Source organism: Bacillus sp. BB081 (assembly GCF_008368895.1).
Classification (GTDB): domain Bacteria; phylum Bacillota; class Bacilli; order Bacillales; family Bacillaceae_G; genus Bacillus_A; species Bacillus_A wiedmannii.
The window spans coordinates 17334-31249 of record NZ_QOZX01000039.1; the positions used below are offsets into that span (position 1 = coordinate 17334).

The window sequence follows — 13916 nt, forward strand, 5'->3', positions numbered from 1 at the left end:
ACATGTTATTGAAAATTAAGAAAATAAGCAAGATAAAAACCTTACAAATTTTAGCGTGTTATATGGTATAGTGAGAAAGTATGTTTGGGGAGAAGGAAGGAGATTATACGATGAATACACCTACTCAAACTCCTTCATTATCGGCAACGATGAAAGAGTGGCATTATGCATTAGCGTATGAAATTAAACATTGGAAAACGATAGGTGGTAGTAAAATTTCTATCATGAACGGTCGTTTTTTATATACAGATTATGAAAGTACAGTATACGTATTTCAGCTCATATCGGAAGTAAGCTTACCGGAAGGTTCACCAATTCGGATTGAGTTTGATGGTGAGGAAGCGACAGGAGAAGTATTATCTGTACATGGATTAGAAATAGAACTGAAATTAAATGATTATATACAAGGTGAAATACGAGAAGCTGTTTTATACAGTGAACCGTGGCAATTGTTAGAGCAACTACAAGAGCGATTGAAAGAGGCACATAAAGATAAGCTAAAACGTAGTCGTATAAAGCGTGTTGTTGATGGGACGAGCAGTCCAAAACATATTGAGAAGATGAAAAATCCGAAAAATGAATTGGCGTATCGTTCATTTTACAATCCGACAACGTACGTGTGGGGACCACCTGGAACAGGGAAGTCTTACAATTTATCACGTATTATTTCGGCTCATTATCAAAAAGGAAAATCGGTACTTGTATTAGCTCATAGTAACGCGGCAGTAGACGTATTAATGAGTGAAGTAACGAAGCAAATTGAGAAGAAAAAGAAATGGACACCTGGCGAAATTGTTCGTTACGGTTATAGTCAACATGAACATATACGAAATCATGAAACATTACTTACGTCGAAGCTAGTTGAAACGACGAACGGATCATGGGGAGAAGAAAGACTCTATTTAGAGGAAACACGACAAGATCTTCGTGAAAAGATTTTATCATATAAAGCGACTTCTGCTGATAAGAAGCGTATACAAGAGATTGAAAGTGATCTTCGAAAGCAAAAAGCGAAAATTAAAGAAGTAGAAAAAGAATATATTGAAAATGCAAAAGTAATCGGCGCAACTTTATCGAAATGTGCCATTGATTCACTTATTTATGAGCGTACATTTGATTTAGTTGTCGTAGATGAAGTGAGTATGGCATATGTTCCGCAAATTGCATTAGCTGCTTCACTTGGAAAACGTATCGTCGTTTGTGGGGACTTTTTACAGTTACCTCCAATTGCGATGGCGAACCATGAACTCGTTCGAAAATGGCTTGGGGAAGATATGTTTTACCATGCAGGGATTGTTGATTCTGTCAATAAATCAGAAGCACATCCGAACCTATTTATGCTGCAGGAACAAAGACGTATGCATGCGGATATATCGAAGTTTACAAACTCATTTATTTATAAAAATAGAGTATACGATCATCCGTCTGTTTCAGAACGTAAAGAACTTGCGAAACTACAACCGTTCGCAAATGAGGCAAGTGTTTTATTTGATACGAGCTTAATGGGAGCCTTTTCGTTAAAGGACGCTGCTTCTGGTTCTCGATTTAACATTATGTCTGGTTTAGTAGCGATGCAAATGATGTTAATCGGGCTGTTAGATGGTGTTCAATCGATTGGTGTTGTTACACCTTACAGGGCACAATCCCGCTTTTTATCAACGTGTATTAGAGAAATGTTGCAGAGAACGAAATATCAAAACATACCAGTTTTAGCGGCGACGGTTCATAAGTTTCAAGGGTCTGAAAGAGATATGATGATTTTTGATACGGTTGATAGTTATCCGCAAGAACGACCTGGCGTGTTATTCTTTGACCATAAAAACCATCGCCTCGTCAACGTTGCAGTAACGAGAGCGAGAGGGAAGTTCATTCAATTATCAGATTGCCATTATATGCGTAAAAACTTATCGAGAAAACAAGCGTTATCACAATTAACAGCTCATATAGAACGACACGGAGATGTGTATGATCGTACGACATCAAGACAATTGTGGGAACGGAAAATTTCGAAACGTTTACGTTGGTTTATGGAAATGAATCTTGAAGAGCCGAAAGGACTATTGAAAGATATTTTGGCCGCAAAACGAAAAATTATTATTTCACTTCCAAGCACAAAACAAGTGGATAAGCGAGTATGGCAAGCGTTAATGCGTACAAATGCGCAAATAACAGTGTATAGTGATGGACCAGTTCCATTAAAAAATGTAAAGTTACAAAGGCAAAATAAAGCATTCCCGTTTATCGTAATCGATGATGAAATCTTTTGGGCAGGCGCACCGCTCACATCACAAATGATATTTGAAGGTAGTATGGAATTTCCGTACGTATGTGCAAGATTACAAGCACCGGAAACAATTGGTGTGTTAAAAGGATTTTTAGATATTCGGTAAATTCGGATAGGAATTCCTTGACTTTTAATCGGAATGAACATAGAATGAATGTAATTTAATATAATCTTATGAAAATTCTTATCACGAGAGGTTGAGGGACTGGCCCTATGACACCTCGGCAGCGGATTCTTTTATGAATACTGTGCCAATTCCAGCAAGGTAACTTGAAAGATAAGAAAGAAGCTCATTTTGACTGTAAATGCAGAAGCCTCTTTCTATCTTTTAGAAAGAGGCTTTTTTATGTGAAAATATAAGGGGGAAGACAAATGGGAGCGACTGGAGTAACGTCACAAAGAAAAACAATTGAAGAGAGTATAGAAAGAAATAAGGAAAAGTACATAGAAACAAGTCATGATATTCATGCGAATCCGGAGATTGGTAATCAAGAGTTTTACGCATCAAGAACGTTAAGTTTATTATTAGGAAGCGCAGGGTTTCAGCTGCAGCACAATATAGCTGGACATGAAACAGGTTTTATCGCGCGCAAAAGTTCAGGAAAACAAGGACCGGTCATCGCATTTTTAGCTGAGTATGACGCTTTACCAGGACTCGGTCATGCGTGTGGTCACAATTTAATTGGCACAATTAGCGTTGCAGCAGCGATCGCATTATCAGAAACGCTTGAAGAAATTGGCGGGGAAGTTGTCGTATTCGGAACGCCAGCAGAAGAAGGCGGGCCAAACGGTAGCGCAAAATCGAGTTATGTAAAAGCAGGTTTATTTAAAGATGTTGATGCGGCGCTTATGATTCATCCGAGCGGAAAGACAGCGACAACGAGTCCTTCACTAGCAGTCGATCCACTTGATTTTCATTTTTACGGAAAAACAGCTCATGCCGCAGCTTCACCAGAAGAAGGAATTAACGCATTAGATGCGATCATCCAGCTGTACAACAGTATTAACGCACTTCGCCAACAACTTCCGTCAGATGTGAAAATTCATGGCGTGATTACTGAGGGCGGAAAAGCGCCGAATATTATTCCAGACTACGCAGCAGCAAGGTTCTTCATCCGTGCAGCAACGAGAAAAAGATGTGCAGAAGTAACAGAAAAAGTAAGAAACATCGCACAAGGAGCAGCGCTAGCAACAGGTACGAAAGTGAAAATTCATCAATTCCAAAATGAAATCGATGAACTACTCGTAACAAAAACATTTAATGACGTCGTAGCCGAAGAATTAGAATTACAAGGTGAAGACGTAAATCGTAAAGAAAGATTTGGCATCGGCTCAACAGACGCAGGAAACGTAAGCCAAGTCGTACCGACCATTCATCCGTACATTAAAATCGGTCCAGACGATTTAATTGCGCATACGAATGAATTTAGAGAAGCAGCACGTTCAGAACTTGGAGATAAAGCATTAATTACATCCGCAAAAGCACTAGCAAATACAGCGTATCGATTAATTACAGAAGAAGGGTTGTTAGAGAAGGTGAAGGAGGAGTTTAGAGAGGCGCAGAGAAATCAGGGGTAGGTGATTAAAAGGAGTGGATGATCCACTCCTTTTTCTTTTTTGGGAAAGCTGGTGCCTGTCAATTTAAATAAAGTGTTCATTTTCACATTGAGATGTCAATTCTCTTATTCCTTTATCAGAACGACAATTTCTCCTCAAACTCACTTTTTAAAACAATTAAAGGAGATGATAATCCGAATTGCATTAAAGAGTCTAAAAATGTAGCGAGAGAATCCATCGAATCGCTCATGACCTTCATCATATAATTAAACTCCCCGCTAATTCGATATAAATCTATTACTTCAGGAGCGGCATTACAAAATTGGATAAAATCAGAGCATTGGCTCGTTTTAAACATGATGAATGCTTGAATGTTTTTATTAATTTTAGAAGGCTCAAATTTTGTTCGGTAAGCCGCTATAACACCTTGATCCTCAAGTTTATTCATACGCTCTTTTACAGCAGGCTGTGTCATGGATATGATCCGTCCTATTTCTGAAACGGAAATTCTCGCATTTTCATATAACAAGTTCATAATTTTATGATCGATTTCATCCAGTTTTACTGTGTTTTGCATTGTGTAGCCTCCTTGTTATATTTTCTAAAGTTAATTACAAATTATAACTATAATATCATAAGTGAACAAACTAAATTACCTATAAATCTATATTTAAAATGATTGGTTTTTGCATGAAAATATAAGTATAGAATTTATCTCACATTAACTGTCCGTAAACGCCCGATTGGTGAGGGCTGATTAAAGTTTCACTTTATTACACGGAAATTTAGGAAGGATGGAAAAAATGAAGAATCTTGATGGAAAAGTAGCGTTAGTAACAGGGGCGAGTCGAGGAATTGGTCGTGCGATTGCGATGAGATTGGCAAACGACGGTGCATTAGTTGCGATTCACTACGGACGAAATAAGGCAGCTGCAGATGAAACAATTCGTGAGATTGAATCTAATGGAGGAAAGGCATTCTTAATTGAAGCTGATCTTAATTCAATTGAAGGTGTTAAAAAGCTAGTAGAACAATTGAAGAATGAATTACAAATAAGAGTTGGTACATCAGAGATTGATATTTTAGTAAACAATGCAGGGATAGGTACACAAGGAACAATTGAAAATACGACAGAAGAAGTTTTTGATGAAATTATGTCTGTAAATATGAAAGCACCATTCTTCTTAATTCAGCAAACATTACCGTTACTACGAGCAGAGGGGCGCGTTATTAACGTTTCATCAGCTGAAGTACGACTTGGTTTTACAGGTTCTATTGCATACGGCTTAAGTAAAGGTGCATTAAATACGATGACACTGCCTCTAGCTAAACATCTTGGAGAAAGAGGGATAACAGTGAATACAATTATGCCTGGATATACGAAGACAGATATCAATGCAAAATTGCTAGATGATCCGGAAATACGAAATTTTGCTGCGAATTCATCTGTGTTCGGACGAATAGGGAAAGTTGAAGATATTGCAGATGCAGTAGCATTTCTTGCTTCTTCTGATAGCCGCTGGGTAACGGGGCAGATTTTAGATGTTTCTGGAGGATTTTGTTTATAGGGGCACTACGCCATACCCATCAAGCTAATCAAGTAAATTACTAGTTATGAAACGATCCTTGTTTCATAGCTAGTAATTTATAGAAAGGTAGGCATGCTAAAGAAGCCTATTAAAACGTGATTTTTTCGCTAGACAACTTGAATAAGGGGTCTATTTTTAATTATTCGTAATCTAACATAATCAAATTTTATTTTACAGTAACAATAAAACAAAATTATTGACCGCGTGGTACAAAAAGGGTATTCTATTCATGTTATCTTTAAAATGAGAGGAGGATACGGGTGAATAAACGCGGCAGACCTCGAGAGTTTGATTATTCCTCAATTGTAGATGTTGCAATGAAAACATTTTGGTTAAGAGGATATGAAGGGTGTTCTACACAAGATTTATGCAGTGATACAGGACTTGGAAAAGGAAGTTTATACAATACTTTCGGTAGTAAACATGAACTGTATAAACAAGTATTAGAACGCTACCATGAAATTGGGATTAAGGAACAAAGGAAATTGTTACATACTCCAATTCCAGTTAAAGAACGATTAAGTAATTTTTTTGAATGGGCATTGAAAGAAGACTTTCAGAATGTTGATCAAAAAGGATGTTTATTGATTAATGCCAGTATAGAACGTGCTAAAAACGATTTAATGGTACAAGAAATTTTCTCGAAGCATGTTGAACTTCTTAAACAAGCTATTGTAACAGTGATGGAGGAAGGATTGCAAACAGGTGAAATTTCAAAGAAGCAATCAGCTGAGGAATTAGCTAGTCTGCTTTTAAGCAGTTATTACGGATTCCGTGTTCTTAATGTATCGATGCAAAATCGGGTGTTGTCTGAACAAGTTATCAAAGGAACAATAGAGTCTATTTGTGGCGCTTAGTGCGCTCTTTTTTCGCACTATTTTTGTACCAATCATTACAATAATGAATAAGGAGTGTTTTTATGCCATCGATTATTTATTTATTAGCTTTAGCAATCTTTTGTATGACTACATCAGAATTTATGGTTGCAGGTATGATGAATGAACTTGCTCTTGCATTCCAGGTTTCTGTATCATCTATTGGGTATTTAATTTCAGCTTATGCAGGAGCAATGGTAATAGGAGGCCCCATTTTAACTGCAATCCTCTTACGAATGCGCAGCAAACAAGCATTATTGTTTTTAATGTTCGTATTTTTAATTGGTCAATCGCTCGGAGCTATTGCTTGGAACTATGATATTATGATGATTTCACGTATTATAACTGGTATTGCTTCAGCTTCAGCTTTTGGAGTTGCGATTTCCTTTTCTGCGACATTGGTTCACTCTGATTCAAGGGGAAAAGCTGCATCAATTGTACTTGCAGGTTTAATGTTCGCAACTGTATTAGGTTTACCTATAACAACCGTTATTTCCCAATCTTTTGGCTGGCGTATTAGTTTTGGGGCTGTTTCTGTTCTTGTGCTAGTATCAGGGCTTATGATTCAACGGTTGTTACCATCATCTTCAAATAAAGAGCAATTAAATTGGAAAGACGAACTTCTGCGATTTAAGAATATTCATCTTTGGGCAGCGTACGTAACAAGTATGTTCATTATTGGTGGTACGTTTGCAGCATTTAGTTATTTCACTCCGATCTTTACAAATGTCACAGGCTTTTCAAGTGCAAGTATTCCATATTTACTTGCTCTCTATGGTAGTGCGACGGTAATTGGAAATATAATAATCGGCAAGTTTGCTGATAAATTTACAATGAAAATACTTATGGGTGGATTAATTATATTAATCATAGCGTTGTCTGTATTTGCTTTAAGTGCAGAGAATAAATACATTGCAGTGATTTCTACAATTTTTATTGGTTTAACTGGTGTAGCATTGAATCCAGCTATGGTTGCGAGGGTGATGAAAACAGCTAGTAATGGAATAATGATAAATACCGTTCATAGTTCTTTTATTACGCTAGGTATTGTTATTGGTTCGTCACTAGGTGGTCTTGGAATCAGTAAAGGATATGGTTTTGTATCTCCGCTATGGATTGGAGCTTGCTTAGCTATCCTTGGGGTAATTTCATTATTCCCATATTTACATAAAGGAAAGGCAGATTAAGATGTTTAAAATTTCTTTATATGGGGGAGCACCACATTACTAGCTTGGTAGTACCACACATCCATCAACTTAAAGGACTATTTTTGAACTTGATTTTTATGAAATATGCACCCGGAAATTTATAGTAATAATTCTAATGTTACCTCTCTAGTTAGTAGGATATTTTTTCTTAATATATGCATACTAAACATACTATAAAAAGTACATAGAAAGTGAGAGAATCATGGCTAAATTTTTGAGGCGTTTAAAATATAGAGATAATCCTAAGTCATTTCCAATACTAGACAATACTCATTTTCAGGAAAAAAATATTGAAGATGCCCTCTTAGACGCTGATTTAACCAAAAACATAGCTGATATTCAGAATATATTTCGTCAAGCGCCTGATTTAGTAATTCGGCGGTTTCAAATAACAGTAGATGGATTAGAAGCAGCTTTAGTATATTTGTCTGGATTAACAGATAAAGAATTGATTCAGAATCATGTCCTAAGTCCTTTGATGAATAGTGATTTTGATACCAATACAGAACTTCCAATTCCATTAGGACAAATTAAAATTATTAATACATTGAGTCAGATTGAAAATGCTATTTATGGGGGAGATAGTGTTTTATTAATCCACAGTCGAACAACAGCACATCAATTGGATACAAAAGGATGGCCACAAAGAAGTGTTGAAGATGCACATAACGAAATAGCTCTAAAGGGTACACATCAAGCATTCATAGAAACTGGAAGTCAAAATATCGCAATGATTCGAAGATATATTCCTCATCGTGAATTAGCGATAAAAGAAATAGTAATTGGTGTACGAAGCAAAACCAAAATTTCTATTTTATATTTGAAAGATGTAGCTTCTGAAGATGTGCTGAAGGAATTAGAAACACGAATTCAAAATATTACAATCGACGCTGTGACTAGTAATGGCGAACTTATAGAATTCATTGAAGATCACCCTTACTCGCCGTTTCCGCAATTTATATTAACTGAAAGACCTGATTTGGCTGTATCTCACATTTTACAGGGCAGATTTGTAACTGTAATGGATCATTCACCTAATGTATTAATTACTCCAACAAATTTTATTTCCTTTTTTCAAGGAGTTGATGATTACGGTACAAGGTGGTTAGTTGCTTCGTCTATTCGGTTGCTTCGTTTTATCGCCTTTATGGTTGCTTTATTTCTGCCGGCGAGTTATGTTGCGTTTATTTCCTTTAATTTTGAAGTTATTCCTGTAGAGCTATATTTATCTATTGCTGAATCAAGAACGCGTGTACCCTTTTCTCCAGTTATGGAAGCATTACTTATGGAAATAACATTGGAAACGATGAGAGAAGGGGCTTTACGGATACCTACTCCGATTGGTCAGACAGTTGGAATTGTAGGTGGTATTGTCATTGGTCAGGCGGCTGTTCAGGCGGGAATTGTAAGCAATATTATGATTATTGTTGTCGCTGTTACCGCCATCTCTTCTTTTGTTATTCCTAACTATGATATGGGAGCGGCAGTAAGACTTTTACGTTTTCCAATGATGCTAGCAGCTGCCTTATTTGGAATTGTAGGACTTGTTATCGGGTGGATGACTTTAATTGGGCATCTAAGTAGTCTTAAATCGCTAGGTACTTCTTACGGAACACCATTAGCACCCTTTCGTTTTGCAGATATGAAAGATGCTTTTGTACGCTTTCCTTTATGGACAATAAGAAGGCGTCCTAAGGGGAATGGAACCATTCAATCTATTCGACAAGGAAAGAATCGTAATAAAAGGTGAAATTATGAAAAAGTATGCTTATAATGAAATCTCTCTTATGCAGTATATTGTTTTAATCAATGGAATGCAGGTGGCCACTGGCGTTTTATCGCTTCCCCGTGTGCTTGCAGAAAAAGCCGGAACAGATGGATGGATAGCTATATTGATTGGTTGGATATTCTCCACAATATCAGGTGTATTTATAGTCAAAACTGCTGCAAGATATCCCGAGGACACGATTTATGACATTCTTATACGATTGTTTGGAAAAATAGTAGGGAGAGCATTCGTTGTTATTTACATGATGTACTTCTCTTTTTATTCTTGTGTAGTTCTTGTGAACGCTATGCTTTATCTTAAGGGATGGCTTCTTCCAAAAACGCCTGACTATCTCGTTATCTTTTTGTTTTCGATTCCTACCTTTCTTGTCGCACGTAACGGCCCTCGTATTATAGGGCGGTACTCCGAACTTACTTTTTATACGATGCTTTGGATTCCGTTATTTTTCTTGATACCTCTTAAAGAGAACGGAAGTTGGATGCCATTCTTTCCGCTCTTAAAAGATGGGTGGAAACCTATATTTACAGCTGTACCGACCACTATTTTTGCTTATTTAGGATTTGATATTGCGTTCTTTTTATATCCCTTTTTACAAAAAAAACAGTATGCAGTCCATGGAATGGTTATTGCAAATACTTTAACGATGTTATTTTATTTATTTGCTACTTTTGTTTGCTTTGCCTATTTTAGCCCTGATAGCATTACGCAATTTAACCAACCAGTACTAAATTTACTTAAAGTAATTGAGTTTCGTTTTTTAGAACGTTTTGACATGATTTTATTGGCTCTTTACTTACCCGTTGTTTCCACAGCATGGATTCCCACCATATATTGCGCTGTATTTTGTTCAAGCCAATTACTTGGAAAACAAGACCATAGCTCTCATGTAGTAATTCTCTTATTGCTCATTATCGGATTCATATTTTGGACTCATCCTAGTTGGAATGAAGCCGAAATTTGGCAACAGGTATTATCGAATGCTGGATTAGGATTAACCTATATATTACCTATCATTTTATGGCTGTACTGCTGTCTATATGAGAAGTTTCGCCAGGGGAGGATACATTGAAAAGAAAAGTACTGTGTTGTATTTTGTTATCGGTATTCATGATGACTGGATGCTTTGATCAAACAAATGTTGAAGACGTTTCTCTTACTCTTGTTCTTGGTATTGATTTAGATCGTAATGATAATTTATTAGTGTATATATCAAGCCCTGTTTTTAATAAAGAAGCAAAAGTAAAAGAAGAAACTACTGTTGTAAAATCTGCTACGGTTCGAAAATCTAGAGACCAATTTGATGCTACTGTTATGGCACTTACCTCGGGAAGCAAAACACAGGTTATTTTAGTTGGAAAACGGTTACTGAAACAAAAAAATTGGATGAAATATCTCGATCCATTTTACCGAGATCCCAAAAATACAGTTACCACAAGGGTTGTTGCTGTAGATGGACCTGTTTCAGACGTCATCTATTATAATCCAAATGATAAGCCGCGTCTTCCTCTATATTTAACAAAACTAGTTGATACCGCCTCTTTAAGAAATATAACAGTAAAAACAAATCTTCAAGAACTACATGAACAAATAGCAGACAAAGGGTTAACAGCAAATATGACTGAGATGAAAAAAACGAAAAAAATATTTGTGACAGGTACAGCTTTGCTAGATGAAAAAGGACGGTATAAACTAACACTAAAATACGATGAAAATAAATTATTACGCATTCTGCAACAAAGAACTACAGGCGATTTTCCATTTACAATTGCAATTAAACTAAAGTCGAATAGCCAGGATAAAGATTGGATAAGTTTTACTGCATATAATATTAAAGTAAAGACAAAGGTAAGATATGATAATAAGTTTATATTTAATACAGATATAAAGATGAGGGTCGGCATTACAGAACGGCTTTTTTCGTTCAATACAAGAAAGGATGCAGCAAAATTACAAAAGGCGATCGAAACTAAGCTGGAAGCTGATTTCAAACAATTAATAAAGAAAATACAAACTGCCAATATTGATCCTATTGGGCTTGGGAGATATGCAAGAACTTACACATATCCAGAATGGAAAAAAGTCCAAAATAAATGGAATAACGAATTAGCAAAAGGCGATGTCAACGTCAAGGTTAACATTAAAATTTCCGGAATGGGTACGATTAAGTAACATGAATTCAACTGTGATTCGTACTAAGATTGCAAGTACTGTCTACTTTAGAAGGAGAAATGTCTTTAATAGGAGTACCGTCACATCGCTATGAACCTTAAATTTTATAGTACCCCCAGAACGAAATTTTGTGTTAACTTGTAACAAAAACGCTCATTTTTTCGTCTTGGGGTAATTCTGAATTCTTAAGGTGATGGCGATGGGGTATTGCCCCTACCTATCAACTTAAAAATTTTATAACACCTCAAGCTAAAAATTTCGTGTATTTTTGACAGAAGGCAGCTTATTTTTCGTTTTGGGGGTATTTGCATTTCTTAGCTTGATGGTGATGTGACGGTACCCCAATCGTAATTTATATGAAAAGAACTCCTCAACAGATGAAAGAGTTCTTTTTTATTTTCACATTCATCTTTCATTGATCAATAGACATTCCAACAAATACCTCTAAAAAGAACATAAATTCGTAAATGATCAGAACAAACTTTCAAAAGATCCTTACGCAATCTATTACCATGCGTACTACTCAATAGGAAAAAATGCCTGCCACTCCCTGGGAAATGTCGAATCTGCAAAATTCATTCAACATTTCCAGGATGATGACAATGGATTATTTTTATAATTCTATTTTCTGGTCACCACGTTTCTCTAGGTCTTTAGCAGTTTTACTTTGGGCAACATCTTTTTGGTCTTTAAAGGTTCCCATGAGAAAATCATAGGCTGGATTCGTAACACCATACCAGTAATTTTCATTTTTGAAGTGATGCCATAAATGAACTTTTTTCATCCATCGCCCCCATGGTGATATTGGTTGAAGGGGGCGATGCGCGATATAATGCTTCCACTCATAAAATAATAAAAAGAGCATAATACCTGCAATAAATGCGTTTGTCATGACAAAGCTGGATGAAAGAAAATAAAAAATCGCTCCTGAAATTGCAATGTTTGGCACACTATACCATAAGGGTAAAAATAATAAATGTAATTCATTCGGATTTGTATGATGGTCATAATGTAGGCGCTTAAGCGTTTTTAATAAAAATGCATTCTTTGGTGGCTTTAGATGAAAAATAAACCTGTGAGTAGCGTACTCAGCTAAGGAATACATAATCATTCCCAAAATAAAAGCACCCCAAATTCCGATAGAGGTTAAATGTAAAATCATAAATCCAAAGCTAGTGAGGAAAAGACAGCTCATAATCAAAATATCAGGATAGGAAAAATATTCTTTAAAATATTTTAGTTTCATTTTTCACGCCTCCAGCTTTCTTTATTTTTTTCTATCTTTCCAAAGAGCCAAGCTTTTCTCCAATGTTGTCTTACACAATCTTTCTGCTTCAATCGCATCTCCCTTTAATGCAGCTTTTAATAAATCGTGATAATAGTGGAAGGATAACTCACGATGATCTTTTACAGAAAAATACCTTTTTGCCATATCTACATAAATGGAATCAAAGCTATTTAAAATGAGTAGAAAGATTGGATTGGCAGCAAGCCCAGCACACCTTTTTTGCAAATCCCAATCAAATGCTGCATAGCTTTCTGCACTATCTTCAAGTTGCTCAAGATTAGCAAGGAGAGCAACCACTTTAGGTTGATTAAACGTAACAGCATTACGAATATAAGTCGGAGTCAACGAACTTCTAAATTCTAATAAATACATAATAAATTCATCTGTAATGGTATGATGATTCTCAACAATATTAATAAGTGTCGTTAGATTACCATTGCTCCAATAATCATTAATAATCGATGGCATTCCTTTTCTCCCTGTTATCCATCCACTTCTTCCTAAACGTTGAAGCGCCTCACGAATAGTTGGGCGACCAACACCAAATTCTTTCGCAAGCTCTCTTTCCGGCGGTAAAGTGCTTCCTATAGAATAAACACCGGCCAATATGGATTTAATTAATTCGTTCACAATTTTATCTGAGGTGCGTTCCTTTTCTTTCAAGTCATCGTCTCCTTTATTTTATGGTAATACATGTTTAAGACATTGGTAATACCAAAATTATATAATGAATTTGAATTTTCTGTCAACGATAAAGGGGTGAATTTTTATAATTAGGATTATCGAACTTTCTATATATTTCTATGAAAAGAATAGTTTATTTTCATTGCTTTCGCGCTCAATTTCTTTAATTTTAAGAAAATTTATTTATCAATCCGCTATTTTAGAAAAAGGAAAAAACCATCACTATAGAACCAGGATAAGATCCATTTTATTTATGATTAATGACAATGACAAGATAGAAAATTATGAACTGGAAGGTGCAAAGTTCACCTTTGCTAAGATGACTGGAAGGAATATAAAGGGGATGAAAATGATTGTTCCTGCAAAAGGAAAGGACAATGCCTATCAAGTTGTAATTATTGAAGATGTTTTAAATAAAGCTGAATTAGAAAAGATTATACTTTCCATGCTAAATCAAAAAATAGGGTTCTTAA

Annotated in this window: 12 protein-coding genes and 1 riboswitch; of the genes, 9 read left to right on the forward strand and 3 right to left on the reverse strand. The window is 35.9% G+C overall.

The window, feature by feature from the left end:
* Positions 1–80 precede the first annotated feature (80 nt).
* Together DN394_RS17475 and DN394_RS17480 are read left to right on the forward strand one after the other, a co-directional pair.
* Positions 81–2390 (forward strand): AAA domain-containing protein, encoded by a 2310-nt coding sequence (locus DN394_RS17475; protein ID WP_149294049.1) that lies wholly within the window; start codon positions 81–83, stop codon positions 2388–2390.
* Between the two features lie 75 nt (positions 2391–2465).
* Positions 2466–2568: riboswitch (SAM riboswitch) on the forward strand.
* Positions 2569–2656: 88 nt separating this feature from the next.
* The gene (locus DN394_RS17480; RefSeq protein WP_000501378.1) at positions 2657–3862 is read left to right on the forward strand and encodes a M20 family metallopeptidase; all 1206 of its coding nucleotides are present in this window, start codon (positions 2657–2659) and stop codon (positions 3860–3862) included.
* Between the two features lie 115 nt (positions 3863–3977).
* Here DN394_RS17480 and DN394_RS17485 read toward each other — a convergent pair whose 3' ends face one another.
* Positions 3978–4418: an Lrp/AsnC family transcriptional regulator gene (locus DN394_RS17485; RefSeq protein WP_064469892.1), complete on the reverse strand. Its 441-nt coding sequence runs from the start codon at positions 4416–4418 to the stop codon at positions 3978–3980.
* Positions 4419–4644: 226 nt separating this feature from the next.
* Between DN394_RS17485 and DN394_RS17490 the strand changes: the two genes are divergently transcribed.
* From DN394_RS17490 to DN394_RS17515, 6 genes are all read left to right on the forward strand, one after another.
* A complete protein-coding gene (locus DN394_RS17490) occupies positions 4645–5409 on the forward strand; it encodes an SDR family oxidoreductase (RefSeq protein ID WP_048566095.1) in 765 nt (254 codons plus the stop codon).
* 281 nt (positions 5410–5690) lie between these two features.
* Positions 5691–6287: a TetR/AcrR family transcriptional regulator gene (locus tag DN394_RS17495; protein WP_001042189.1), complete on the forward strand. Its 597-nt coding sequence runs from the start codon at positions 5691–5693 to the stop codon at positions 6285–6287.
* Positions 6288–6349: 62 nt separating this feature from the next.
* A complete protein-coding gene (locus DN394_RS17500; RefSeq protein ID WP_001139235.1) occupies positions 6350–7492 on the forward strand; it encodes an MFS transporter in 1143 nt (380 codons plus the stop codon).
* Positions 7493–7715: 223 nt separating this feature from the next.
* A complete protein-coding gene (locus tag DN394_RS17505) occupies positions 7716–9263 on the forward strand; it encodes a spore germination protein (RefSeq protein WP_001051402.1) in 1548 nt (515 codons plus the stop codon).
* Between the two features lie 4 nt (positions 9264–9267).
* Positions 9268–10371, forward strand: a complete 1104-nt coding sequence (locus tag DN394_RS17510; RefSeq protein ID WP_033659858.1) for a GerAB/ArcD/ProY family transporter — start codon at positions 9268–9270, stop codon at positions 10369–10371.
* The gene (locus DN394_RS17515; protein WP_000824428.1) at positions 10368–11471 is read left to right on the forward strand and encodes a Ger(x)C family spore germination protein; all 1104 of its coding nucleotides are present in this window, start codon (positions 10368–10370) and stop codon (positions 11469–11471) included. Before DN394_RS17510 ends, DN394_RS17515 begins: the two co-directional genes overlap by 4 nt.
* A 613-nt stretch (positions 11472–12084) precedes the next feature.
* Here DN394_RS17515 and DN394_RS17520 read toward each other — a convergent pair.
* Positions 12085–12717 (reverse strand): sterol desaturase family protein, encoded by a 633-nt coding sequence (locus DN394_RS17520; protein WP_000770119.1) that lies wholly within the window; start codon positions 12715–12717, stop codon positions 12085–12087.
* A 21-nt stretch (positions 12718–12738) separates the two neighbouring features.
* On the reverse strand, positions 12739–13422 hold the full coding sequence (locus tag DN394_RS17525; protein WP_000659654.1) for a GntR family transcriptional regulator: 684 nt from the start codon (positions 13420–13422) through the stop codon (positions 12739–12741).
* Between the two features lie 274 nt (positions 13423–13696).
* On the opposite strand from DN394_RS17525, the gene DN394_RS17530 reads away from it, so the two are divergent.
* A partial coding sequence (locus DN394_RS17530; RefSeq protein WP_149294050.1) for a hypothetical protein occupies positions 13697–13916 on the forward strand: 220 nt, incomplete at its 3' end.